The sequence below is a fragment of the Photobacterium nomapromontoriensis genome, assembly GCF_050336815.1.
GTDB classification, from domain to species: Bacteria; Pseudomonadota; Gammaproteobacteria; order Enterobacterales; family Vibrionaceae; genus Photobacterium; species Photobacterium nomapromontoriensis.
Genome location: NZ_JAKJSL010000022.1, coordinates 12,319 through 37,783, shown reverse-complemented (window position 1 = coordinate 37,783; position 25,465 = coordinate 12,319). Strand labels below are relative to the sequence as shown.

General features: G+C 41.6%; 29 protein-coding genes. 17 read left to right on the top strand and 12 right to left on the bottom strand.

Going from position 1 to position 25,465, the window contains the following annotated elements:
* Positions 1-195: 195 nt before the first annotated feature.
* Complete coding sequence (locus tag L4D12_RS08200; protein WP_428447337.1) at positions 196-987, bottom strand: nucleotidyltransferase family protein; 792 nt, start codon at positions 985-987, stop codon at positions 196-198.
* 475 nt (positions 988-1,462) lie between these two features.
* Positions 1,463-2,263, bottom strand: a complete 801-nt coding sequence (locus L4D12_RS08195; RefSeq protein ID WP_428447336.1) for a nucleotidyltransferase family protein — start codon at positions 2,261-2,263, stop codon at positions 1,463-1,465.
* Positions 2,264-2,504: 241 nt separating this feature from the next.
* Between L4D12_RS08195 and L4D12_RS08190 the strand changes: the two genes are divergently transcribed.
* Positions 2,505-2,837 (top strand): hypothetical protein, encoded by a 333-nt coding sequence (locus L4D12_RS08190; protein ID WP_428447335.1) that lies wholly within the window; start codon positions 2,505-2,507, stop codon positions 2,835-2,837.
* A 106-nt stretch (positions 2,838-2,943) separates the two neighbouring features.
* Here L4D12_RS08190 and L4D12_RS08185 read toward each other — a convergent pair whose 3' ends face one another.
* The 3 genes from L4D12_RS08185 to L4D12_RS08175 all read right to left on the bottom strand — a co-directional run bounded on the left by L4D12_RS08185 (position 2,944) and on the right by L4D12_RS08175 (position 4,993).
* Positions 2,944-3,297, bottom strand: a complete 354-nt coding sequence (locus L4D12_RS08185; RefSeq protein WP_428447334.1) for a HopJ type III effector protein — start codon at positions 3,295-3,297, stop codon at positions 2,944-2,946.
* Positions 3,298-3,433: 136 nt separating this feature from the next.
* Positions 3,434-3,826: a DUF2750 domain-containing protein gene (locus L4D12_RS08180; RefSeq protein WP_428447333.1), complete on the bottom strand. Its 393-nt coding sequence runs from the start codon at positions 3,824-3,826 to the stop codon at positions 3,434-3,436.
* A 108-nt stretch (positions 3,827-3,934) separates the two neighbouring features.
* Complete coding sequence (locus tag L4D12_RS08175; protein ID WP_428447332.1) at positions 3,935-4,993, bottom strand: transporter; 1,059 nt, start codon at positions 4,991-4,993, stop codon at positions 3,935-3,937.
* A gap of 431 nt (positions 4,994-5,424) precedes the next feature.
* Here L4D12_RS08175 and L4D12_RS08170 point away from each other — a divergent pair, with 431 nt between their 5' ends.
* The 6 genes from L4D12_RS08170 to L4D12_RS08145 all read left to right on the top strand — a co-directional run bounded on the left by L4D12_RS08170 (position 5,425) and on the right by L4D12_RS08145 (position 10,092).
* The gene (locus L4D12_RS08170; protein ID WP_428447331.1) at positions 5,425-5,997 is read left to right on the top strand and encodes a hypothetical protein; all 573 of its coding nucleotides are present in this window, start codon (positions 5,425-5,427) and stop codon (positions 5,995-5,997) included.
* A gap of 40 nt (positions 5,998-6,037) precedes the next feature.
* Positions 6,038-6,373 carry a carbon storage regulator gene (locus L4D12_RS08165; RefSeq protein WP_428447330.1) on the top strand — a complete coding sequence of 112 codons (336 nt, stop codon included), beginning with the start codon at positions 6,038-6,040 and terminating at the stop codon, positions 6,371-6,373.
* A gap of 182 nt (positions 6,374-6,555) precedes the next feature.
* Positions 6,556-7,137: a hypothetical protein gene (locus L4D12_RS08160; protein ID WP_428447329.1), complete on the top strand. Its 582-nt coding sequence runs from the start codon at positions 6,556-6,558 to the stop codon at positions 7,135-7,137.
* Positions 7,138-7,257: 120 nt separating this feature from the next.
* Positions 7,258-7,932 carry a C39 family peptidase gene (locus L4D12_RS08155; protein WP_428447328.1) on the top strand — a complete coding sequence of 225 codons (675 nt, stop codon included), beginning with the start codon at positions 7,258-7,260 and terminating at the stop codon, positions 7,930-7,932.
* A gap of 8 nt (positions 7,933-7,940) precedes the next feature.
* Complete coding sequence (locus L4D12_RS08150) at positions 7,941-8,450, top strand: hypothetical protein (RefSeq protein ID WP_428447327.1); 510 nt, start codon at positions 7,941-7,943, stop codon at positions 8,448-8,450.
* A 298-nt stretch (positions 8,451-8,748) separates the two neighbouring features.
* Entirely contained in the window at positions 8,749-10,092 is a 1,344-nt protein-coding gene (locus tag L4D12_RS08145) for a sigma-54-dependent transcriptional regulator (protein ID WP_428447326.1), read from the top strand.
* A gap of 54 nt (positions 10,093-10,146) precedes the next feature.
* On the opposite strand, the gene norR is transcribed toward L4D12_RS08145, so the two are convergent.
* Positions 10,147-11,703 (bottom strand): nitric oxide reductase transcriptional regulator NorR, encoded by a 1,557-nt coding sequence (gene norR / locus L4D12_RS08140; RefSeq protein WP_428447325.1) that lies wholly within the window; start codon positions 11,701-11,703, stop codon positions 10,147-10,149.
* A gap of 222 nt (positions 11,704-11,925) precedes the next feature.
* On the opposite strand from norR, the gene norV reads away from it, so the two are divergent.
* The 4 genes from norV (at position 11,926) to L4D12_RS08120 (ending at position 15,655) form a co-directional block, all read left to right on the top strand.
* Positions 11,926-13,398 carry an anaerobic nitric oxide reductase flavorubredoxin gene (gene norV, locus L4D12_RS08135; protein WP_428447324.1) on the top strand — a complete coding sequence of 491 codons (1,473 nt, stop codon included), beginning with the start codon at positions 11,926-11,928 and terminating at the stop codon, positions 13,396-13,398.
* A 4-nt stretch (positions 13,399-13,402) separates the two neighbouring features.
* The gene (gene norW, locus L4D12_RS08130) at positions 13,403-14,539 is read left to right on the top strand and encodes an NADH:flavorubredoxin reductase NorW (RefSeq protein WP_428447323.1); all 1,137 of its coding nucleotides are present in this window, start codon (positions 13,403-13,405) and stop codon (positions 14,537-14,539) included.
* A 99-nt stretch (positions 14,540-14,638) separates the two neighbouring features.
* On the top strand, positions 14,639-14,974 hold the full coding sequence (locus L4D12_RS08125) for a TehB family protein (RefSeq protein ID WP_428447322.1): 336 nt from the start codon (positions 14,639-14,641) through the stop codon (positions 14,972-14,974).
* Positions 14,975-15,187: 213 nt separating this feature from the next.
* Positions 15,188-15,655, top strand: a complete 468-nt coding sequence (locus L4D12_RS08120) for a MarR family winged helix-turn-helix transcriptional regulator (RefSeq protein ID WP_428447321.1) — start codon at positions 15,188-15,190, stop codon at positions 15,653-15,655.
* A 126-nt stretch (positions 15,656-15,781) separates the two neighbouring features.
* Here L4D12_RS08120 and L4D12_RS08115 read toward each other — a convergent pair whose 3' ends face one another.
* From L4D12_RS08115 to L4D12_RS08095, 5 genes are all read right to left on the bottom strand, one after another.
* On the bottom strand, positions 15,782-16,516 hold the full coding sequence (locus L4D12_RS08115) for a DMT family transporter (protein ID WP_428447320.1): 735 nt from the start codon (positions 16,514-16,516) through the stop codon (positions 15,782-15,784).
* Positions 16,513-16,701, bottom strand: a complete 189-nt coding sequence (locus tag L4D12_RS08110) for a hypothetical protein (protein WP_428447319.1) — start codon at positions 16,699-16,701, stop codon at positions 16,513-16,515. The genes L4D12_RS08115 and L4D12_RS08110 overlap by 4 nt, the downstream gene beginning before the upstream one ends.
* 276 nt (positions 16,702-16,977) lie before the next feature.
* Positions 16,978-17,469 carry a copper chaperone PCu(A)C gene (locus tag L4D12_RS08105; RefSeq protein ID WP_428447318.1) on the bottom strand — a complete coding sequence of 164 codons (492 nt, stop codon included), beginning with the start codon at positions 17,467-17,469 and terminating at the stop codon, positions 16,978-16,980.
* Between the two features lie 117 nt (positions 17,470-17,586).
* Entirely contained in the window at positions 17,587-17,808 is a 222-nt protein-coding gene (locus L4D12_RS08100) for a hypothetical protein (protein WP_428447317.1), read from the bottom strand.
* A 16-nt stretch (positions 17,809-17,824) separates the two neighbouring features.
* Positions 17,825-18,154, bottom strand: a complete 330-nt coding sequence (locus tag L4D12_RS08095; RefSeq protein ID WP_428447316.1) for a DMT family transporter — start codon at positions 18,152-18,154, stop codon at positions 17,825-17,827.
* Between the two features lie 217 nt (positions 18,155-18,371).
* On the opposite strand from L4D12_RS08095, the gene L4D12_RS08090 reads away from it, so the two are divergent.
* Together L4D12_RS08090 and L4D12_RS08085 are read left to right on the top strand one after the other, a co-directional pair.
* Entirely contained in the window at positions 18,372-18,893 is a 522-nt protein-coding gene (locus L4D12_RS08090; protein WP_428447315.1) for an NADPH-dependent FMN reductase, read from the top strand.
* 234 nt (positions 18,894-19,127) lie between these two features.
* A complete protein-coding gene (locus L4D12_RS08085; RefSeq protein WP_428447314.1) occupies positions 19,128-19,361 on the top strand; it encodes a hypothetical protein in 234 nt (77 codons plus the stop codon).
* Between the two features lie 476 nt (positions 19,362-19,837).
* On the opposite strand, the gene L4D12_RS08080 is transcribed toward L4D12_RS08085, so the two are convergent.
* Entirely contained in the window at positions 19,838-21,208 is a 1,371-nt protein-coding gene (locus tag L4D12_RS08080; protein ID WP_428447313.1) for an MATE family efflux transporter, read from the bottom strand.
* 161 nt (positions 21,209-21,369) lie between these two features.
* Here L4D12_RS08080 and L4D12_RS08075 point away from each other — a divergent pair, with 161 nt between their 5' ends.
* The 4 genes from L4D12_RS08075 to L4D12_RS08060 all read left to right on the top strand — a co-directional run bounded on the left by L4D12_RS08075 (position 21,370) and on the right by L4D12_RS08060 (position 25,278).
* On the top strand, positions 21,370-22,242 hold the full coding sequence (locus L4D12_RS08075) for a LysR family transcriptional regulator (RefSeq protein WP_428447312.1): 873 nt from the start codon (positions 21,370-21,372) through the stop codon (positions 22,240-22,242).
* A 108-nt stretch (positions 22,243-22,350) separates the two neighbouring features.
* A complete protein-coding gene (locus tag L4D12_RS08070) occupies positions 22,351-24,321 on the top strand; it encodes a metallophosphoesterase family protein (RefSeq protein ID WP_428447311.1) in 1,971 nt (656 codons plus the stop codon).
* 49 nt (positions 24,322-24,370) lie between these two features.
* The gene (locus L4D12_RS08065) at positions 24,371-24,970 is read left to right on the top strand and encodes a YceI family protein (RefSeq protein ID WP_428447310.1); all 600 of its coding nucleotides are present in this window, start codon (positions 24,371-24,373) and stop codon (positions 24,968-24,970) included.
* Positions 24,971-25,062: 92 nt separating this feature from the next.
* Entirely contained in the window at positions 25,063-25,278 is a 216-nt protein-coding gene (locus tag L4D12_RS08060) for a DUF3820 family protein (RefSeq protein WP_428447447.1), read from the top strand.
* Positions 25,279-25,465: the final 187 nt, after the last annotated feature.

The following is a 25,465-nucleotide window of genomic DNA, read 5'->3' as shown; positions in this document are numbered from 1 at the left end:
GTGAAATTTAAGTGCTGTATAAACTAGAAAATACTCATTTAAGCATAGACAAAAAAAGTGGCTGCAGTACCAATTTTGAGAAATTGCGAGTGATTGATTGTGTTGTACTGTCTCAAAATTAAGACTTACTGGCTACGTTTGATGGAATAAGGTTGCCAGACAGGCAACCTTAATCAGTGCGGGTGAGGGGGAGTGTTAAACCGCAATATTGCTTGGTTGAAGATATTGTTGCCAAGCGTGGTGATATAATGATGTAGACGTCGCACGGAGTTTGTTAATTTGTGCCAGTTCAAATTCAGACAGATCGCGGTTTTGAACTTGTGCTGTACGTTCGATTAGCTGGATTTGTTCGTAGATCTTATGTTCTTCACCGTTCTTGACGGTTGAAATGGCATCAAGGTGAAACTGCACTTCTGCTATCATTTCTGATTTTGGTAACTTGACCAATACTTTTAAGTCACGATAACCGGATGCCGCAGGGCTTTTAAAACGGTTTTTTACCGCGACGATTGTTGCTTCTTTTCCCATCAGTTCAAAAGCTTGTACCAAGCTTGGAATATCATTAGCTACTACGGATGCTCGTGCCAAATCGGTGATCTTACTGGCATCTCCATTCAGCTCTGTTTCGATTTTGTATTGTGCTCTGTCTTTTGTTTTCACGCCGGGTAGAAGCGCCTCTGTTTGAGTGACTAAACTGATCTCTTGCACAAGGTCAGCGAGTTCCTGCTGAGCTTGAGGGGCAATCTGATAGAGTGCATCAAACTGTGAGTAAGGTTGTTGAATATTTGGGGTGCGCCAGCTATTGATGCTGTAAAGGCCCACTAAGCTACGCTGGAATGATTTTTTACTGGTTTCAGACAGTTTTGAGGGTACATCGACATCTAGCGTCTTGTAGTCTGTCATTAGCGTTGGTGCTGCGACAGCAGTTCCACGGCTAAGCATACAAACAAGAATAAAGCAGGTACGAAGTACGGACTTAACAGCCATTAAACAACTCCTGTAAACCCGAAAAATTCGGGGATCATACGTAAATGGTGTATCTCAGCGGAGTGATCCGGCTAAGTAAAAGTGCCGTATGTTTAGAGTGTTCGTGTTAAGTCAAGTTAACTTAAGCTACTTGGCTACGGATTAAGAATACCAGAGTTATCTGAACGAGAGGTTAACTATTGCTGATAAGCCTGATAGTGCTCACACAGTATATTTATATTTGTGATCTTATCCCCAAGTTACCTCAATATGCAGGATTCAGAGTGAGCTCAGCGCAATCACTTCAGTGTCAAATACCCTTGAAAGGGTGCACTATTCCTTCAGCAATTTTCCTAAAATTGATTGCGCTGAATCACGCCAAAGGGTCTTCTCGCTGAAACGAGCATCTTGAGGTAGCTTGGGTATAGAGTAGGTCACTTAGTACGATGTTTAAATAAAGAGCCCATATTATGAGCTCTTTATTTGAGGTTACGGGTTAGCTAGCTAATGCAAGAGCGTTGCTATCAGATGATGGTGTGAGGTAGTAGTGCCATGCATTTTGGTACAGATCCTGTGACTGTTTGCGTAACTGAGCTATTTTCGCATGCTCAATATCGTTTAGCGCGCGATTTTCAGTTTTAGCCATGCGTTCTAAATGCTGGATGGTTTCATAGATATCATGTTCCGGCCCACTCTTAATGTCTGCGATAGCTTCAAGGTGAAGTTGGATTTCGGCGATGATGCCTGTTTTAGGTAATTTGACCAGCATTTTAAGGTCTCGGTAACCTGATGCTGCTGGCGCTTTAAATCGGTTCTTGGCTTCGACAATGGTCGCCTCTCGACCAAGTAGTGAGTAGGCATCAACCAGTGAGCCAATGTCATTTGCCACAAGGCTTCCACGAGCGAGGTCGGTCAGTAATTCTGGATGACCATTAAGTTCGGTAGCAATTTTATATTCTGCGCGTTGTTTAGATTTAACGCCTGGCAAGACAGCGGTGGTCGTCGTATGCAGGCCAATTTGTGTCAATAATTGTTGCAATTCATTTTGGGCTGGCTGTGCGTAGTCATAAAGTGTGTTGAAATCAGTAAATGGTTGCTGAATAGAGGCAGAGCGAAAGCTTGGGATGGCAAAAAGGCCGCTGAGTGAGCGCTGGACGCTATCTTTTGTATCGTGAGTGGGGGACGGATGCTCGATATCAGAATCAGTAAATTGCGAAATAGTTGCGTTAGCAACAGGGCCGCGTCCTAGGATGCATAACAGAACAAAACAGGTTCTGAATAAAGACTTTGCGATCATTCAATCTCCTTGGTATCACCACTTCAAGGTGGTGCTAACTAAGATATCGGGGCGGGGGATGGTTTTTCAATATGGAACAAATTGAAATGGTTAGCCTTATTCATCAGGATGTGACCCACTTCCCATTCGATCATTTATCGTCGTGATCTAGGTTGGTATTTGTAATATTTAGTGACACCTAGCTAGGGTTTACAGTGTTTGATGGGTAGAATTGCAATGTAATTTTAATGAGAGATATGTAATGCAACAGAATTTGTTAATTATCTTTGCTACGATATGGCTTTGCCTTGCAGTAGGCAGTTTTATGTTGTTTCAGCGTGGTTCTGATGTCGCCCGAAAGCGAAAGTTATGGCCCGTTTATTCTATTGCCAGTAATATCATTATCGCTGCGGTGATTGTTTATATGCAACCACCAATGTTGATGATGATTGGTTTGCTTGTATTTATGATCCCATTGACTTGGTTGACAATTCGTTCAACAAAATTCTGTGATGCTTGTGGCAATGCGACTCGTACGCCTTTCTTTATGAAACCACCGACAACCTGCTCACACTGCCGGAAAGCACTGAAATAACACCAATGTATAGATAGATAACTTGGACATGACGCAATATCGTGGCCAAGTTATATCCCCACATTATCTCCTTATGCCAGATTGAGCGCAGGTTTGGAGATACGTGTTAGGCGCAGGATTTGAGGGCGCACGCGTCGAATTGAATTCCTTGCCAGCCATATTTCATGAAATTGCGTATATTCTTATGATCTTGCCCTTCAGGATGGCGTAGAACATTATTACGGTAATACTCACCAAAGCAGGCAAGCGCTTCGGCTTCAGAAAGGTTATGCAATTGTGCAAAAGCAAATATACGGCAGGATGCTTCATTAGCGCCCGCTGCATTATTAAGGGTTTCTTTGCCAAGTCCGTTAGTGAAAGCGGTTGGAGAGTAATGATAATGTTGCTCAATAACGTTTATTACGTCTTCAAAGCGAATGGTTTCTGGATGCAGTTTGATCTGGCCAAGTAGTGCTTCCATAGCAAAATTCTCCTTGTTTAAGTGTTGAGTCGAGGTTAACGGCTCGTTTCCATAAGGTAGTGAGCCGTTAATTCTTAAGCATCCCATTGACGACGCTGCTTAAAAAAATACGATCATCAGATGATCAATAGTGCGACTAACGCTGTTTTTGAGCTTGCTGCTTCAGCTCAAAATCTAGTTCATCTGGAAAAACAACTAGGCCATCTTCATCTAAATTAGGGAAGATCACTACAGCCAACTCATCGTCTTCCAAACCATGGGTCCAGCGGCTGTGCCATTTGTTTAATGAAATTGCCTCTGCTTTACAGGTTTCCCAATCGCCCGTAGCCCAAGATTCAGCAAACTCTTTATTTGGCCAAACTGGCACACAGTCTTCATCATCAGTATTGAGCATGACACAACCATGTTCATCCGTCAGAATCCATATTTCGCGACTATTCACCACTTCTTTGAGCAAATATTTATAACGTTTTTCGGCATCATAGCCCTGGATCGCTTCAATTTGGCTTGGTTCTAATGGCGTGGACATTTAAATTTTCCTGTAACACATAGTAATAGCGACATAGCATAGAGGAAAATTAGACTTTAGTCATTGTGTTAGCTCTGTTGATCAGCAACAGAGCTAACACAGAGGAGGCTATTTGAGGGTATAAGGAATTCGGACTGATAGCTGAAAGTCAGGTGCATCAGCGGTTAACCCAGCACTGGCACCAATGTTAATGGTTGTGTCTGGATTAATCGCGTAGTTTGCACCAAAGGAAATCGAATCAAGCTGCAATAATTTTGCGTCAGAAGGTGTTGCTCCGTTGATTTTCGATTTTAAGATTGTCTTATGGCTAATCCCCAGGCTGAAGGAAAACTGTGGGTTAACCGCAAACCCCATCCCGGCACTGAAGGATATGGTATCGCCGACATCAATGGTATTGGCCTGTAGGCTACTGGTTGTTCCATCATCATTTTCAACGCTAACATCTACTTCAACATCATCTTTGATATTCCAGGTGTAGCCAATATTGGCATAAATGACAGCAGGATCCATCGGCATGATCATTGTGAGGCCGGGTTCGATGCTTGGGAAACCAGAGCCTGTTGGCAGTTCTTCAAAGTCACTCAGACTATTGACCGGTACATCATAGGGGGAGCTGCCCGTGGTTGTTTTGAATCGCAATCCCGCAATCCAGTACGGTGGATTTTCCATGTTTATTTGGTATTTGAAAGCGGCTTCGATATCACCAATATCGCTACCTTCAACAGTACGTAGCGTATCATTGGGTACACCCTGCTGAAGCTCCCGCTCAAAGATCGAATCTGAGCGATATACCCAAGGTACCCGTGCTTCAACTTCGAGTCGGTTTGTGATCCCGTAGCGACCTGTCAGGCCTAGCGTGATAGTGGTCCTATCAATGTCACTGGCGCGAATAAGGCCAACAATGAGCGATGGTAAAACGGTATAACCAACAATAGAGACACTGTTAGAGGAGTTTTGTGTATAAGAGAAGCTGGCATCAAGTACAAACGACCCTTTAGGTGTCAGTACCCCTGGTAATTCAGGATCAAGTAGATCGCCAAAGGTCTGAACGCGTTTGGGTTTTGTTTTCTCTTGTTCAGTCTCTGTTGGCTCTGTGGTTTCAGCTGCGACTGTCCCTGAAATCAAAGCAAGAAGCGCGATGAAGCTGTTGTTATTGAAAGTACTCACGATGTCCTCACTTACGCTGTTCGACAACCTTAAAAACTGAACAGCAAAATCTTTATAGGATTGTTGTAGTAATACGTTGCGATAAAGATGCGTTCTGATAAGAAAATCATAGCTGACTTGAGAATAAGAGGGTAACTGAGACAAACTGATTGAGTATCAGATGTGAGACGAACAGAAGGCTAAAAAAGTAACAAAAATGATATATTTCTTATAAAAAACGCACTGGTTCATTATTTAAAAAATAAGACAAAGTATTATAAATCAATCAAATTTGGTGTATCTATTAACGAAGAAAAATAAAGTTCAAACAAATTCAAATTTATCAAAAATAATACAGATGACTTTTTTGACATCGCTATAGTTAAGGTATCTCGCAAACATGAGCGAGAGATTATAAGAAAATAACTACTCAATATATTTGGAGTAAGACCATGCGTAAAACACATATCGCACTATTAGTAGCAGTAGTAACTTCTCCTTTCGCGCTAGCTAATTCTTATTACAACCCATATGACCCATATGGTGGTAATGATAAAACTGTATCCGACTCTTTTAATAAGACTCTTGATGCAAATCTGACTAAGTCATACGACAAAAATGTCGATATTAAAGATTCATACAATCAAGATAACGATAAACTCATTATGCGCAATGTTAATAATACAGATAAGCATGAATTTATTGATAATAGTACGCATGATTATAGCCAAGATTTACACTTATCTATTGAAGATAATTATAATATGGCTCAGTCAAGCCTTGATGGTGCCGTTACATACAGCGAAGTAAGTTATGGTAGTGGAGATTGTTGTGGTGGTGGTTATGGCGGTGGTTATGGCGGCTATGGACCACAAGCTCCTTCTTCACTAACGGTTAATCACCATAATGATATGAGTGGCGCTTTTGCTGGTGCATCGGGTATTAATATGGCAGGCCAGAACGCGGGTAATAATTCACTTGTTCAACAAAGTGCAAGCACTAACGCGATGCTAGCTGGTAATTAACACATAACTGAGGGCTGCAAGCAGCCCTCAGGAGGATGTCATGAAATATTTAACACTGATAGCGGCAGGTTTTTTATCATTGAATGCTTTTGCTGCTGATGAGTTGGATATTCTAGCAAATTCTGACTTGCTGACTGAAGATATCATGATTGACTCTCGTGGTGGAGAGTATGAATTAAAACTTGATAACATTCATGCAAGTTCTGATATGTATGGCGATGTTGCAGGTAATGGTGCATATAACAATACAACAGGTGATAATATTATTGATGCTGGTTCGTTAAGCAATTCATCTGGCGTATTTAATATTGTACAAAACACCGGTAATAATGTGTTAATTCAAAATGCAACCGTGGTAAACCTGACATTGAAGTAATTGTTAGTCTATCTATACTGGTTTAATAGCCAGTAACCAATTAAATAATAATATATATATTATATTGGTTTCGCAGGGCGTAACAGGCTTACTTCTATTTTATGGCTACTTTGTTTGATAAAAGATAAGGGCCATAGTCAAACGGATGTGAACAAAAACTATTATATATTTGGAGTATTATCATGCGTAAAACTAATATTATGCTATTGGCAGCACTTGTCGCTTCACCTCTTGCTCTAGCCAATGGTGGATATGGTGGCGGATATGGTGGCGGTTATGATGATTATGATGGGGACGTTACGATTGAAGGTAGCAAAAATAAAACTATCAATCTAAGTGCCGATATATCAAAGACAAAAACCATTAATAAAGATTATGTTGGCAATGAGGATAACGACGTATTAAAAATGAAAAACGTCGGTAATACTTATACTAATTATGAAGAAGATAATTCTCAGTGGGATGGTTCCGTGTCAAGTGACACAGATAAAGAGATCAATACTTATCTTGCTGAATCAATTCTTTATGGTAGCGTAATGGATACCAGTGTGACCTACGGTGGTGTTTGCTGTAAAGGTAGCTCAAGTGATGTTCTGGTTGATCACTCGAACGTGATGGGTGGCGCTTACCAGAGTGCATCAGGTATCAATATTGCGGGTCAGAACGTAGGTAACAACTCATTAGTACAACAAAGTACAAGTACTAACGCAGCGCTTGTTGGCTCAGGTGGAGCAACCCTACCAGGTAGCGGTGGCTCATATTAAAATACCGACAAGGGCCGAAAGGCCCTTTCTTCGCTATATCATTTCTAATATTTGTGACAGTTGTGAGTTACATATAATGTAGCTTGTGGATTGTAGTAAGTTTGGTAGGCGGTAAAGCGTATGAAAAAATCATTATTATTGCTTGTCAGCTTGTTTGCTACATCGAGTGTTTTGGCACTTGATTACTTCCCAAATCGAGGGGGGTATAACGTCCAAGTAAAAAGCTACCAAGAGCAGCTCTTTGGTGATGTATTTCGGCAACAGTATGATTTTAGTTGTGGATCTGCCGCTGTCGCTTCATTACTTAATTTCCATTATGGTATTGAAGCTCAAGAAAATATCATTTTTGAATACATGTTCAAACACGGAAACCAAGAGAAAATAGAAAAACAGGGTTTTTCATTGTTGGATATGAAAAATTATCTTACGGCACAAGGATTAGATGCTAACGGGTATAACATCCCGTTGGAAAAATTTCACCAACTGAGGATTCCGGCAATAACTATTGTTAATTTTGATGGTTATATGCATTTTGTTGTTATTAAAGGTATGAACAAGAAAAATGTTATACTAGGTGACCCATCGAGAGGTATCATGGTAATGCCTATTGATGATTTTAAGAATTATTATAAAGGTGCTGTTTTGCTCGTTAAAAATAGAGTAAAACAAGGAAGAGGCAGTTTTATTACCGCAGATAATTATAATATTTACTCTCCATCACCCGTATCAGAAGCTGTAGTACGTGATTCTTTATCGACGTTCAGCATAACGTTACCAGGTGCTAATGATTATTAGAGGCTAGTATGAAAAGATTAACTCGCCTGTTTATCGCAAGTTCGATAGGCGGAATCGCAATTGCTGCAAATGCGTCTATTGGATTCTTATCAGTTGAAGATTTAGGCCTAACATCGTTGAGTGACTCTGAAATGTCTTCATTACGAGGTGGATTCGTATCAGTCAATAACAACATCATTAATATAGGCTTAACGATTAATACCGCCATTAATGGTGAAACTGTTTTATCTACACATATTGCCGATTTTTCGATTAATAATGGCGTGCTGACGAGCCGTGATGGCAGCCGAACCTATGATCATGGTGATCCTCTTAAGATTATTAGTGTCGGGAATAACAATATAGTCAGTGCAAGACCAAATTCAGACACAACAGGCTTTGTGGTGCAAAACTCGGCTGATGGAACAGCTATTAATACTCAGACTATATTGGATATAGAAGCTGATATACAAGGGTTTAACCGAGAGACACTATTTAAAAATAGGCTTGAAAATTCAATTCTTCATAACGGATATTAACTCTGTGGCATATCATTTTTACTGAACACTATATCACTTTTTTATCATATTTAAGGCATTGCTATCAGCAATGCCTTATTTGTTTTAATAAACAAAAGTATACTCAATAAAAAGTTCAGTTTATTTTAAAATCTAACATCGATGTAAGTTGTTGATTTTTTTGGAGATAAACTATTTTCTTGTTGATTTTTTATTATTTAATGAACTTTCTTATTTTTAATCCTCTGCAAAAATTCTAATCATTGCCTATATTTTTAATACATCGATAATAAATATAAATTGATAGAAGGTGACTTCGATGGTGGCTTCAAGTCAGAATAAATCAATAAATGGTCGTTTAGTTGCAATTGGATGCAATTATGAACCTTGGATTGCGCTTCTTGAACAATCTGGTTGGAAAACACATTGTTGTTATGACCTAAGAACGGCTGATTCAATCTTGGAAGAATACAGTCCTTGTATTTGTGTTGTTGATTTAAGCAATAATGATTTTAGCTTAAACAGTATTTCTTTGAGGGCAAATAAAACTAAGCAAGTTAAATGGATTGCTATCATCAAAAAGGAACAATTAAAAACTGATGCTATATGTCAGTTTATTAATAATTTTTGTGTCGATTACTTTTCGGTTCCCATTCCTGGCAGCCATTTACTGGATACCGTTGGTCATCAATTGGGAATGTTAGAGATTGAATCCAGTTCATGGGTAGAGATTACTTCACAGCATGATATGGGGCTCTTTGGTGAATCGAAATCAATCAAGCAATTACGAGACATGGTACGCCGCGTTGCGATGACTGAGGTGAATGTTTTCCTGACAGGGGAAAACGGAACAGGAAAGGAGTTGATTGCAAAGTCCATCCATAATTTATCAAAGCGTAAAAATATGCCTTTTGTGGCAGTAAATTGTGCATCGCTAACGCGTGATGATGAAAAAGTTGCACTATTAAATGGATCATACCGACAAGAGTCAGGGGGGCCATTTAGTGGAACCTTGATGCTTGATAATGTTGAAGAGCTATCGAGAGAGCTTCAGGATGATCTTCTTGCCTATTTACAAGCGCCTAGTTGCGAAAGTCTGGATGGCGAATCGACGACGGATGTACGTATTATCGCTTCTTCCAGCGCGGATCTGGAAGTGGCTGTGGCGAATGGAGAGTTTAGTAAAGAGCTTTTTTATCGTCTAAACGTATTTCATATCAAGGTGCCGACATTACGTGAACGTGGGTCAGATATCTTTTTACTTGCGGAAACATTCTTGACTAAGTTTGCTCGTGAATACAGTACCATGGCTTCATCTTTTTCTGAAGATTCGAAGCAGTTGTTGCTCAGATATAGCTGGCCAGGTAATGTCAGAGAGTTGATCAATCAGGTCAAGCGAGCGGCGTTACTGGCCGAAGGTAATGAGGTGAAAGCTGAACACTTTGATTTACCAAGTAAAGCCAACCTAAAGCAGAGCCTACGTAATATTAAGGATGAAGCCGAAAAAGATGTACTTGTTGCGGTATTAGAAACACATCGTGGTCAGGTCGCTTCTGCAGCAAAAGATCTTGGTGTTTCCAGAGCCACCATGTATCGCTTGTTGAATAAGCACAATATTGTGCCGGATGTTCGGCATTACAATAATGGGTATGCAAGAGAATAAAATAATAATAAGTAAAAAAGTGACATTAATTAGCCCTCATTAAGAGGGCTTTTTTTATTTTAGCCCTAAGCGCTTGGCAAGACGGTGGAGATTGCCCGTATCGAGCTGTAGCTGGCGTGCCGTTGCAGCCCAGTTGTGATGTTGCTGATATGTTTCGTTAATTAACTGGCGCTGGAAGGCATCAGTCGCCTCCTTTAGGCTGTGGTTGGCCGCTCCGGCTAAAGGGATGGCTATGATCTCACATTGATTGGTTAATTCAGTATGCTCTAGAGCGGGTTCATTGCGGATGGATAGTTCGAAATGATGTGGGGTAAGCTCGATAAACTCGGCGTTTGAAATTTCGGCGCGCGCTACAACTGCTGCACGATTAATGGCATGTTCCAGCTCTCGGACGTTACCGGGCCACTGATAGTGTTTGAGTATACTAATAGCTTGTGGGCTTAACCGTATTGACTTCAGTCCCAGCTTGGCTGTGCAACGTTCAATAAAAAACCCGGCCAGCAAGACGACGTCATTGTCACGCTCTCGCAGAGGGGGGGCCATAATAGGAAAAACACTCAAGCGATGATACAGATCGGCTCGGAAGCGTCCTGCGGTTACCTCATCATGAAGTGTGCGGTTAGTGGCAGCAATGATCCGGGTATTGACCTTGAGGTGTCTATCATCACCGACTCGTTGTACATCACCATATTGCAGTACCCTCAATAATTTAGCTTGTAAGGCAAGAGGGAGTTCGCCTATCTCATCAAGAAACAGCGTTCCACTATCAGCCATTTCAAATTTACCTTTACGATCACTGATTGCGCCAGTAAATGCGCCTTTTACGTGGCCAAAAAGTTCACTCTCTGCAACCGATTCAGGCAATGCAGCGCAGTTAAGATATATCAGTGGCTGTTTATCACGTGTTGATTGGTTATGAATGGCAGCCGCTACAAGCTCTTTCCCCACACCCGTTTCGCCTGTGATTAATACTGTCAGATCGGTACTGGCAACGGCTTTAATTTGGTTTTTAAGTTCTTGCATGACCTTTGATTGCCCGATCATCGTGACGCCACCGGATTGGTAGCCTGAAGGCCGTGTTGCACTTGGGATGTCACCCGTTTGTTGTTCCAGTTTTTCCATTAGCAGCGCCGTTTGTAAGCTGGCAGCAGCCAAGGCACTGATGATACGTAGTGCGTCATCTGAGAACTGGTCAAACTGGTGAGGATCAAAGCCATCAATGGTTAACGCACCAATTAGCGTATCGTTCGCAATTAAGGGAAGGCCGACACAGGCGTGCACATGGAGATCATCTTGATGGTTAGGGATTAAACCATCATAGGGGTCAGGCAAATCACTGTCATGAGGAAAACGGACAATATCGCCAGCGCGAGCGATGGCCTCTAGTCGAGGGTGTTGCTCAATGTTGAATTCTCGTCCCATTACGTCATCAAAAAGGCCATTAATGGCAAGTGGGGAAAAATGTTGATCCCGAAAAGCCAGTAATGCAGAGGCATCGCAGCCAAAGAGTGTCTTAATAACGGAAAGTAGCCTGTCGAATCGGTCCTGGCTTGACACCCCTTGAGTTAGATCAAGTGCCAGTTGCATCAGTTCTTTACGGGTATTTGTCATCACATTTCCTCTCTACATCTATGCCGTTGTCATTATGACACTGATGCTGTCAATATGACAAATTAGTTTCGGTGTCATAATGACATTATGCTTGTGTTTTTATTTTTTAAATCAGTTAAAACAATAAGATAAAAACTTGGCACGGAGGCTGCAATAGTAGAGTCAGTAGTAAACTTACATTTGGGTATAACCGTATTACCCGAGATATAAAAAGGAAACAACATGACTATTCACGTAAAAAACAACATTCACTGGGTTGGCCAACGCGATTGGGAAGTACAAGATTTCCACGGTACAGAATATAAAATGACAAAAGGTACCAGTTACAATAGCTACCTAATCCGTGAAGAAAAAACGGTGCTGGTGGATACGGTCGATCACCGTTTTAGTCATCAATTTATTCAAAATCTTGAAATGGAAATTAATCTCGAAGATATCGACTATATCGTGATTAACCATGCCGAGGAAGATCACTCAGGTGCATTGACTGCCCTAATGGCACGCATTCCTAATACGCCGATCTATTGCACAGAGAACGCAGTCGATTCTATCGTTGGCCATCATCACCATCCGGAGTGGAATTTTAATGTGGTAAAAACCGGTGATACCTTGGATATCGGTAACGGTAAGCAGCTTATTTTCATTGAAGCCCCGATGCTGCATTGGCCTGATAGCATGATGACTTACATGACGGGCGATGCAGTACTGTTTAGTAATGATGCGTTTGGTCAGCACTATTGTGATGAACATTTGTTCAATGACGAAGTGGACCAGAATGAGCTGATGGAGCAGTGCTTACGTTACTACTCCAATATTTTAACCCCTTTCAGCGCGCTGGTAACGGCTAAGATTCATGAGGTACTGAGTTTCAATGTACCGGTCGATATGATTGCAACTTCCCACGGCATTGTATGGCGTGATAATCCGACGCAGATTGTGCATCAGTACCTAGAGTGGGCAGATAACTATCAGGAAGATCGGATTACGATTTTTTATGACACCATGTCGAATAATACCCGAATGATGGCCGATGCAATTGCGCAAGGGCTCCATGATGTTGACCCTGGTGTCGCGGTGAAAGTTTTCAACGTGTCGCGTCAGGATAAAAATGAAATTCTGGCTAATGTGTTCCGTTCAAAAGGGGTACTTGTCGGTTCATCCACCATGAATAATGTCATGATGCCTAAAGTGGCGGGCATGCTTGAAGAAATTACAGGGTTGCGGTTTAAGAATAAGAAAGCCGGGGCATTTGGTAGTTATGGCTGGAATGGTGGTGCCGTCGATCGCATTCATTCACGTCTGACAGATGCAGGTTTTGAAACCACAATTGGCTTGAAAGCGAAATGGAAGCCTGACGGTAAAGCAATGCGTGAATGTCGTGAACATGGTCGCATGGTCGCCAAACAATGGGCATTACGAGATCTTACTCGTGTGGAAACAGTCGCTTTGCCAACGGAGCCAGAAGTTATCGATGTCGCACCTAAACCTGTTGTTGAGCTGAGTTCTGCAGTCGCGTCAATGGAAGACACCCAAAAGATGCTCTGTACTGTATGTAACTGGGTATTTGATCCCGCTGTAGGTGAACCCAACCAAGGCGTTGCTGTGGGATCTTGCTGGTCTGATGTACCTGATACCTTCCTATGCCCTGAATGTGGGCTGGGGAAAGAGGTGTTTGTACCAGTACGAGGGGAGTAGGGTGATGACAGCACCGATTATCATTATTGGTAGTGGTTTTGCCGCTTACCAATTAGTAAAAGCGATTCGCCGCAGTGATAACGAGTTACCGATTCATATTTTTACCGTAGATGATGGTAGTGATTACAATAAACCGGATCTCAGCCATGTGTTTAGTAAGCAGCAGAGCGCTACGGATTTAGTTCGCCAGACCGGTGACGCATTTGCTGATGAGTATAATATTACGCTTCATGCCTATTCACGAGTTGAAGCGATTGATACCAAGGTGAAAACTGTCACGGTAGCCGGGCAGCATTATGTTTACGATAAGCTGGTTTTAGCCACAGGGGCCAAAGCCTTTGTGCCTGAAATGGCTGGCAATGCCGCCGACCGAGTGATCACACTAAATAGCCTGACAGACTTTGAGGCATCTCAGCAACAGCTGCATGAGGCCCGGCGTGTGACTGTGATTGGTGGTGGTTTAATTGGCTCAGAGTTAGCGATGGATTTAGCATCGAGCGGTAAACAGGTTACGGTGGTGGATCCAAGCCCAACAGTGATGGCGACTATGCTACCTGAATACATTGCCCTCCAGCTTGAAAAGAGCCTGCGACAATTAGGTATAACGCTTGCTACAGGAGATTGTGTTAGCCGCGTTGAAGATAGCGAAAATGGCATAATGGTTACTTTAGCGTCTGGCATTTCCTTCGAAACGGATCAAGTTATTGCGGCGGCAGGACTACAGCCTAATGTCGGGCTTGCGAAGCAGGCCGGCTTAGTGATAGGGCGAGGCATTGAGGTTGATTCAGGATTATCGACATCCGCGCCTGATGTTTACGCACTGGGTGATTGTGCTGAAATTAATGGCCATGTCATGGCGTACCTCCAACCGGCGTTACTCAGCGCGAATGCATTGGCAAAAACGCTGATGGGTCATCCTGCTGAACTGCTTTTGCCCCCGATGCTGGTGAAAGTGAAAACGCCGCATTATCCGATCCAGCTCGGGGGGATAACCGTGAAAGGCGTCCATAAATGGCAGCTTGATATCGATATCAACGGTTGTACCAGCAAAGCTTATGACATTACAGGTAAGACGCTGGGTTTTGTTGTGACAGAACAACATATGCCAAATGCTTTTCCGTTATTAAATGCCATGCGTTGAGAGATTATGCCAATCTGAATAACGAGATGATCAGGTCCGAATGCAGGTTGGCATAAGCAATATGAAAAAATGTATATAAATTACTATTAGGAGAGAGTTATGAGCCATCAACGTATTCCTGCTCATTGGACAATCCAACGTTCGACGCCTTTTTTTACCAAAGAAAATGTACCTGCAGCGCTACTGAGTCATCACAATACTGCCGAAGGTGTCTTTGGCCAGTTATGTGTGATGGAAGGAACGGTGACGTATTTGGGTTTTTCTGATAGTGAAGCCACGGAGCCTGAAGTTAAAGTTGTGATAAATGCAGGCCAGTTTGCTACCAGTCCTCCGCAATATTGGCACCGTATTGAGCTGAGTGACAATGCCCAGTTTAATATCAATTTTTGGTCGGAGAAGAACAAGTCAGAGCAACCAATGTTCCATACTAAATAATTGTAATTCAATACAAAAACTTCGTGAGAAAGCGATTAAAAGCCCTCATAAAGGACAACTTTCATCAATATGAAAGGATGCCGCAATCATCCCTTTAATATGACGGCTATGCATAGGGAATTGTTCAGACAGAACAATTCCCTATAACTACTAGTAAGACTTCGTATTGTAAAGTACCATACTATTAATTAGTTAACTTTATGGGGACATTGGATGCTTCCTAAGTATGTTGCACTTGTCGATGAGACGAAGAAATACGGGCTGGACAGTGAAGCTATCGCGCTCTGTGGCCAGCTTTTCACGTTGAATTCTCAATTGACGGAAGAGTGTAATCAAAACCTCAACAAGTTTGGCCTTCTTGAAGGACGCTTTGTCGCGATGCTATTAATTCATAGTATGGGCGAGGCGGCGCCACATGAATTGTCGACTAAAACAGGTCTGACACGTGCATCAATAACGTCAATAATTGATTTTCTTGAAAAGAAAGGATATGCGACTAGAATTCCATCGCTTTCTGATCGACGCTCACTTTCTGTTAGATTAATGTCTGAAGGTGAGAGTGTTCTTGATGAGGTCTTAACGTACCAACTTCAATGGTTGGAGAAAATCACCGAGCCGCTCACTTCAGAAGAAAGAGCCACCTTGAAGCACCTGCTAGGCAAAATAAGCGCGAATAGATAAGGCATAGTAGGATAGGGGATTACAAGAATAAAGCATGATACAGGAGATAAACATTTCTCCTGCTTATATACAGCACAACAATATTAATGACCCTATTACCATATTTTCTGGGAAAAGGATTTCTCATTACTCTGTCTGTAGTGGTTTGAATTGGTTAAGAATCAACTTATAACCACCAGTAGACAAGATGACGCCAACAATAACCGAAACCGTACCTATTATTTGAATTTCATTGGGCAGGACACCGTTAAATGCTGTAATTACCATTGTAAAAACAGGCACTAGATTGAAGAAAATTGACGTATTAGCAGGCCCAACTTTCTTCAGGCCAACATTCCAGAATAAATAATCCAATACAGATCCTACAACGCCCATATAGATTGATGCCATATGCACAGAGACCGGTGCAGACGTTATACTATCAACTAGATTTCCAGTAAGCAGAGCAGCTAAAACTATTCCAATTGTTACGAATAACATAGTGAAGCTGGTGGTTTGTAAAGGTGAAGAGTGAGTAATATATTTCCTGCAACCGACGGTATATGATGCCCCAAATAGGCTCCCACATAGAATGATACAATCACCTAGTGAGAAATGGAGATTAGCTAAATTATCGATGGAGCCTTTGCTTATGACAAATACAACACCAACAAAACTGAACACAATCCCGATTGGTTGGTTTATTGACAGTTTTTCTTTATCTAATAACGAAGATAGTAAAGCGGTTGTGATTGGTGTTGTCGCCATAATCAATGCTCCATTAATTGGTGTTGTTGTTTTCAAACCAATAAATAAGGACAGATTGAAACCTGCTACACCTAATAAACCCAACGAGAGAAAAGCAAAAAAATTGCATTTCAAAACACTGAGACTATTTTTTCTTTAATTAATAGATAAATAAAGATAACAGTAGTAGCGATGACAAATCTTTCTGCTGCACCAGCTATTGGAGACATATGTGAAACAACAAATACGCCAGCATTGAAGTTAGAACCCCAGAAAAATGTTGATAATGTAATACCGATAAATACGATTATATTCCCCATAAGATCATCATCTCCATTGATATGTATTTTGATAAACCGATATATAGTATGATTGCAAATAGTAAGTCAGTTAACTATCTGGTTGCACTATATGCACAATGCGCTTATTGCATCAACGTGAGATTGCTCAGATGTTTGATTTAAATTTGCAATCATACATTTCACTGATCTAGCGGGGGCGTTGCAGCTATGGACGTAAAACAGCCTGAATAAGTTCAGGCTGTTTCAGGTGAGTGTTTTATACAAAGATGGTGAGGTTTTCATGAAATAGGCTGGTTAATGTTTACTATGATCCATTTTTTCCTTTTTCATACCTTCAGGAATATAGGTTGCCTCTTCTACCTTTACCTCAACATTTACTGTTCCAGCTTGTTTAAAATGTAAGGTCAGGGGGAATGATTCACCTAGAGCCGGCACTTTTTCTAACTCGAAAAACATCACATGTAAACCACCGGGCTTTAATTGCGTTGTCTCATTACCCAATATGGTAATTTCATTAACTTTACGCATTTTCATCATACCGTCTTCATGAATATGAGCATGAAGCTCTGTTTTTCCGGCAATGGGGGAGCTTGCACTGAGTAGCTCATCTGGCGTATCGCCGTGATTCATCACAGTAAAAAAAGCAGCAGCAACCTGTGATGAGGGCGGCACTTGTTTCGACCATGGGTGCTTAATATGAATTTCACCTAGCTTATAGTCGTGCGCTTGCGCCATGGTTGTAACGCCAAGCAGAACACTGATCATTACCGATATTATTAATTTCATTATCTACTCCATGTAATTGGTATCCTATTTTTTTAAAGAGTAGCATGGGTAATAGATATGTAATATTGGGAATTTTATGTTTTTATAGCATAGAGTGTAATTGGATGATTCACATCACTAGTTTTGCATTTGTCGGGTTTGGTTCATAGTACGAGAGCCTCCTGCACCATAGGAATTTATATCAAAACGGTTCTGTGGCCTTGCTCTTTTTCGGTCTAACCGACGTAAATTAATATTGTATTTTTCTTCTAATATTGAGATTACTGTATTAATCTCTTTCTGTGGAGCATTATTTTCGACCATATAATAGTAGAGATTAATTGCGCGTTGTTCTGTCATTGTAAACTCCGATGCTTTAATGAGTATGGGCTGCTCCTGCAAGATTAATTATGGCAATACCGACGGCAACAAAGGCCATTCCAATCCACACTTTGGTGTCAAGATGCTGTTTATAGATGATACTGGACATTGCTGTTACAGCAACAATGGCTAAGCCCGCCCAAAGAGTATGCACAATACCGACAGGCAGTGATTTCATTGCTTGGCCAAGAAAGAGAAACGCAAGGAGGTGGCCTAGTATGACAATAGCACTCGGCAGAAAATTGGTGAAACCATTAGTTGCACGTAATGCGACGTGAGATGTTGCCTCTGCCATTACGCCTAAAAGTAGAAAAATCCAGCCCATGAAAACCTCTTCGTTATTGTATGAGTCTCGAGATGCAGGCTAGTTTAATTGTTTACATTAAAATGATAATTGTTGATTTACACAAATCACTTTTGCGAATTGGTAACAATAAGAATCGGTCGTATACAATGGACTGGTATGCTTTAAGTTTACTGATACTGCTTTGATTGTTACTATTATGTAAGTAAATAATCATCATTATGATAGGAATAGATCAATGAACGTTATTGCATTTGCAGCAAGCAGTAGCAAAAAATCCATCAATAAGCAGCTTGTCTCGTACGCGGTTTCCACTCTTGATAATGCTGAAGTGGAAGTCTTGGATCTTAATGACTTTGAGTTACCTTTATTCAGTGAAGATAAGGAAAAGGAAATTGGCCAGCCAGAAAACGCTCATGCTTTTTTGAAGAAGATGCAAGCTGCAGATGCGGTAGTAGTCTCATTTGCAGAACACAATGGTTCTTATTCAGTTGCTTATAAGAACTTATTTGATTGGTGTTCTCGTATACAGCCGAAAGTCTATCAAGATAAGATCATGGTGTTACTGTCAACATCGCCAGGTCCTGGCGGTGCAAAAACAGTACTCTCGACGGCATATGGCTCGATGCCTTTTTTTGGTGCAGACGTAAAAGCCAGTGTCTCGGTGCCAAGTTTCTATGATAATTTTGATGTTGATACTCAGCAGTTGATTAATAGTAGTATTAATGCACAAGTTATCTCAGCGATGAAGACGTTGTAAGCTATTCTCTCATTAGCCATCGTAAGGTGGCCAATATATCGTGACTTTGTTCTCGTTTTTAATGTTGCTCTGTGTGTGAAATTCATTCATATGTCGACGAGGGTCACAATTTAAACAATATCAATGTTTGAACATTTTCATAACAAAGTTCGGTAGGCACAAGGTAAATACTCATTTGTTGGTTAAAAGGACTAATTATGTTAAACATTGTAGTGTATATGGTTGGTGAATGCCATGTTGGTGCCAATGTGTGACGTTGAACTAAGTGTTCAAAATTTTATTGAGTCAGGTATATTTGATTTGAACAAAATCAATAGGATAGATACCCGTCAAATGAAAATCTGGACAGATGTATTCTCACGACGAGCGTATCTCAATGTTACAAGGAGAAGGATTATGGGTAAGCCACGCGTAACAAATAAGCGAATGAAAGAAATTCTTGATGAAGTTAAGAAAGATAAAAAGTAAATCTAATAGCCTCCTCTGTGGAGGTTTTTTTATGCCTATATCGCTTGATAGTAGATATATTTAAATTGTTTTTTCAACTTCTGTTCTATTTTTTGTGAAAATGTCTGTTAATGCACTCATGCTTTCATAATTACAAGAATACGGATCAAATGCCCATGCAGCATCTGATAAATAACGTGTTAATAATATAAGTGGAAGACATATTTTCAGTCTATACATTAAGGTTATAGGGGGAGATGAAGCTAACAATTCTCACAGTGCACACTAAAGTAATTCTAATCAATTAAATTTGCAAAGAATGCAGAGTGATACTCGTGAGATTAAACGAGATATGAATTTGATTGTGTCGTATATCACGATAAAGCATGGTTATCGTGAATATTCATGAATTTATGTATTGTCGATAAAAATACCGCCTTGGTGATAAGCGGTATCTTGGGGGCGATTGATAAGAGCGCTCTGCTGAAGGTTAACGCTTAGGCATGTGAGAGTATGCCTGTATTATGAAGACTACGTTTTTTATTGACGTCGTGCCATACCAGTGGAATCACAAAGATTGCCAATACGATGTTTGATAGAGGAACGGCTAACCAAACGCCATCAAGACCCATCAGTAACGGCATGACATACAAGAAAGGTAGTTGGATTAACATATTACCCAGCGATATCATTAACGCTTTACCGCCTTGATTTACCGCCATAAAGTACACGGATGCAAGGGCGAAAAATCCATCTAAGAACATAGCAAACAGGTGTAGGCGGATACCATTAATGGTTTCTGTCGCCAGTACTGATGCGTTATTACTGAATAGATTAACTAATGCGTTGGGGAATAGATTCAATATGGCGACAGAACCGATACCGGTTAAGACCACTATTTTTGTCGCAAGGGCCATGGTTGCGCGAATCTTATTACCTTGTTTCGCTCCAAAGTAATAACTAACAGGTGGTTGCATCCCGCTGGCAATACCTTCAGCCAGCAGGTAATACATCGTCACAAGATAACCAACAATGGCATAGGCGCCGACGTGCACAGCGCTGCCATACTGCATGAATAGTTTGTTATGTAGCGCTACCATGAAGCTAAAATAGGCATACATGAATAGACTCGAAGCACCTAGTCCGATCGTTTTGATTGCTAAGTCAGGTTTGAAGCATAATTCATGGATGGTTAGCCTAAGCTGTGATTGTCTTGAAAAGAAATAACCAAGAGCAACGAGTGTAATACCTAACTGGGCAATAATAGTGGCAATTGCTGCGCCTTGAAGCTCCATATTGAAGTGAGCAATAAAAATATAATCGAGAACAATATTGACGATGGCACCTGCCATCATCAGGCCAGTTGAGAAGTTCGGGCTGTCATCATTACGGATCAGCATCGGTAGTGCGCCAGAGGCAATGGTAAAGACGGCCCCCCAGCTGAAGACTTCAATGTAAGCCATGCCCATTTCGAGTGTTTTGCCTGTTGCTCCCTGTGAGATAAGCAAAGAAGGTGCAAGTAAGTTCAGTAGCACCATCATCAGCAAGCCTGCAATGCCGATAAGCCCTATCGCAGAATAAAGCGTTTGACGTGCAGAATTGTTGTTACTTTCGCCACGATAGATTGAAACAAGGCTTCCCGCTCCCATACCGACTAGCAAGCCGAGTCCAGCAAGGACACCGATCACCGGCCATGCCAGATTGATCCCGGCTAATCCCTCGTAGCCAATATAGTGGCCAACAAACATACCATCAACGACCTGATATAGGCCATTGACTAACATTGCGGCGATCGAAGGAATAGCAAACCGCCAAAAGGTTTTTGAGATGCTGCCGGAGTCGATATCGGCTTTTGATACTTCTTGCATGATTTTATTTCTAGTTATGAGATTTTGAGCGCTATTATCTACATAAACCGGATTGTTGTAAGTTAGTATCTATCCGTTTATCGGATGGAAGATAAAGGTCGATCTGCGCTACTATACCCAAACTACCTTAGGCTACTGAGGTATTTTAAGAGGGTATTATTGTGAATTGGACGATTGATCAATTAGAAGCTTTTGCATGCGCCGTCCAGCAGGGATCATTTTCGGCAGCAGCAAGAAAGTTGGGAAAGGCGCAGTCAAGGGTCAGTACGGCAATTAACAATCTTGAGCTTGATTTGGGTTTTGAATTATTTGATCGCAGTGCTCGGCTTCCTGTGCTGACCCCCGCAGGGGAAGATATGTATATTGAAGCCCAGGCGGTATTGGCGCAGTGTCAGCGGATGTGCTCGCGCGCTATGACGGTGGCAACGGGTGAAGAAGCCATATTGACCGTTGCGATTGATGAAGCGGTTCCAATTACGGCTTTTGAAGTGATGTTTGAAGCTGCCGCACACCAATTTCCATTGCTGAAATTGACCATTAATAATGGCTCTCAGCAAGATATTGCCCAGTGGGTGGCAACGGGAAAAGCTGACATTGGATTGTTGTTTCACCAACATAGCTTGCCTGAAAACCTTGAGTTCACTTCGGTTGGTCAGTTTAAACATTCGTTGATTGTTTCACGCCACCATCCTTTAGCTGAGATACCAGTACCTCAAATCAGTGACCTGACTCGTCACCGCCAGTTGGTCATTCGTGACAGAATGGGTATAGGACAAGCTAAACCAATCGCTTCAAATTATTGGCATATTGATAGCTATTATATGATTTCTGCGATGGTTACACGTGGGATTGGCTGGGCATTAGTACCAGAACATGTCGCCAAAGAAGAATGGTATGTTAACGAGCTGATTGAATTGTCCACGGAAGAGATCACAGAGCCTTTAATGGTTGAGATTGGCATTGTTAAGCGCCGTGATAAGGGGATGGGGACCGTCATGGATTGGATGTATGAAGAGCTAGCGAAGATGTTTTAGCTAAAGTAGTTTGAATTGATGATTATTCTGTCAGCGCATAATCAGATAGATAAAACAAAACGTTGCTGGTAGTGTCATACAAAAGAATAATGTTAGAGATTCATAGTCATGACAGCTGAAATTTTCTCCCCAGTTAATGATGAACAACCATCAAGTACATTGCCGCTGATTCTTGCGGGCCCGATGATGCGTAAGGTGACAGCAACGGAACTCACTTTTTGGCTGGCGTTAAGCGTCCCTCTTTCTGGTGAGCTGACGGTGTACTGGAGTGGGGAGGAAGTGCCACTTTTTTCTGGTGATCTTGCTGATGGTCAGCATATTCAAATTGGTCAGCAAGCATGGATTTATCAAGTAACCTTTAGTGGTGATTTTCCCGTAAATTCACCGCTTGAGTATCAGATCACCACACAACAAGGAACGATAACCGAATTACAGCCGCATTTGCTCTATCCAGGGGAAGAACGTCCTTCATTCATTATTAAGACGCAAGCGGACTATGTGATGCACGGCTCATGCCGTAATCCTCATTATCCAAGCAAAGATAGCTTAGTCGCGGCAGATAATAAAATAGCATCACAAACGGTAGAAGAGCGCCCGGCATTGCTGATGATGAGTGGTGATCAGATTTATGCCGATCATGTTGCGGGTCCCATGCTAGATGCAATTCAGCAGGTTATTCGCTTGCTCGGGCTATATGATGAAACGTTCGACAAAGCACCTGTTACCTGCGGTACGGAGCTATTTGCACACCAGCATAATTTCTATTGCCGTGACAAAATATTGCCGCATTATCTTGAAGGCGGACAAGAAGTTTTTGACCGAATGCCACGCATAGCTAACTGGTTACGGCGTCGTGTTCCGGTTTTTAGCTCAAGAGAGTCAGGTAATCATCTGATCACCTTGAGTGAATTTATGGCAATGTATTTGCTGGTATGGTCACCAGTTTTGTGGCTGCATGTTGATAGCGGCAAACTAAGAACAGCGCACTTTCGCTGGCATGGCCACACATTGGACCCACAATGGCAGAGTTTGTGGTTCAATGAGAAAGTTCAGATTGATCAATTTGTTGAGGGGTTACCCCACGTTCAGCGATTGTTTGCCCACTTACCGACTTACATGATTTTTGATGATCATGACATTACCGATGACTGGAACCTGACAGTGGGCTGGGAACAAGCGGCCTATCACCACCATTTATCACGGCGCATCATTGGTAATGGTTTGATCAGTTATTGGTTGTGTCAAGGTTGGGGGAACGCCCCTGAACGGTTTGATGAAACCTTTATGGACCATATGAAAGCATTTTTTGACCCAGCAATTCGTCAAGAGGGTGATGCTGACAGCCAAGATAGCGTTATTGATTATCTCTATCGCTTTGAACAGTGGCATTACACAATAGAGACCACACCAAAAATGCTGGTGCTGGATACCCGGACTCGTCGGTGGCGTTCAGAGTCTAAGATGAATAAGCCGTCAGGGTTGATGGACTGGGAAGCGTTAATTGAAATGCAGCAAGAAATACTGAACGAGCCTGCCGTTATTCTTGTTTCACCAGGTCCCATGTTTGGTGTGAAGTTTATTGAAACGCTACAGCGTATCATGACATGGCTTGGGCAATCGTTATTGATTGATGCCGAAAACTGGATGGCGCATCCGGGTTCTGCCAATACATTAATCAGTATTTTTACCCATACTAAAACGCCAACAAACTTCGTGATTTTGTCGGGAGATGTTCATTACTCCTTTGCGTATGATATCAAGTTACGTTTTCGAAAATGCAGTCCTAATATTTATCAAATCACATCGAGTGGGTTCAAAAACGAATTTCCAAATGGGCTATTGAGAGTCTGTGATACGATGGATCGGATCCTTTACAGCCCTCGATCGCCGTTGAACTGGCTGACGAAGCGAAAACGCCTGAAAGTGTTTAAACGCGATCCCGATACTGCTGATAACCACCGCCTGATTAACCGAAGTGCGATAGGGGAAGTACGTCTTGATAGTCATGGTAAACCGATTGATATTTCGATTCTGACCGCAGAAGGAGAACGGATTTCTTTCCCACCGATTAACGACTAAGCGTCCAATCATCTATATTTCTATGGGATGAATAAAAAAGGGGTGAGTGATGGCGCGAACAATAAAGCAAATCGGATGGTTAATAACAGTGTCAATGTTGGTTTTAGGCTTCAGTTCGCCGACTTGGGCTGGCTGGAAGCTTGATAGTAATAGCTCATTGATTGGGTTCTCTTCGGTGAAAAATGATAGCGTGATGGAGCAACATACATTTCGTCACTTAACTGGCCGCATAAATAATGAAGGGGATGTATTACTGGTGGTGGATCTCACCAGTGTCGATACTCAGATAAAAATCCGTGATGAACGAATGAAAAAGGAACTCTTTCATACCGACAAATTTCCTCAGGCTGATATCAAGGCAAAAGTAGATATTGCCATGCTCAGTGAAATGACGATAGGGGAAACCGTAGTGGATGAGATAGCGTTTTCATTAGCGCTTCATGGTGTCACTAAAGATTTCACTACTACCGTACAACTCACGAAATTGGATGATGATGGTTTACTGGTGACGACACTAAAACCAGTACAAATTAGCGCAGCGACATTTGGATTGGATACAGGTATCGGGACATTAATGAAGATAGCTAAGCTAAATTCAATTTTATTAACGGTTCCTGTCAGCGCCAATTTAGTGTTCATACCAAATTAATGACCTGATTAGTCAGGTTGAAAGTGTGATGCTGACACCCTTCAGTAATAGCGGTATTATAGGTGCATAGTAACCAGTCATTTGAGAACACGGTGTTTGATAAAGAACAAATCGTAAAACTGGCAAATGTAAAAATGCCGTTTGGAAAATATGCAGGTCGAGTGATTATCGACCTGCCTGATGAATATTTGTTATGGTTTCAAAAGCAAGGTTTTCCTGAAGGGGAGCTGGGTACACTGATGGCATTAGCGCTGGAGTTTAAAATTGAAGGGCTAGAATCTGTGATCCGGCCGTTAAGACGGGATTAATTTACACTGCATTGATGTAATTGTGCATTTTTAAATTTAAACGAATATAGGATGTTCGCTGAAAGTTTGCTAAGCATTATTAAAAACTAATGACCAATAGGTAAGAACAAGTCTAATTTAACCGGAATATAGGTTTTTTACTTAATTACATGACATTATTGATAATCTTCGTAGATGAAGAGTGAAT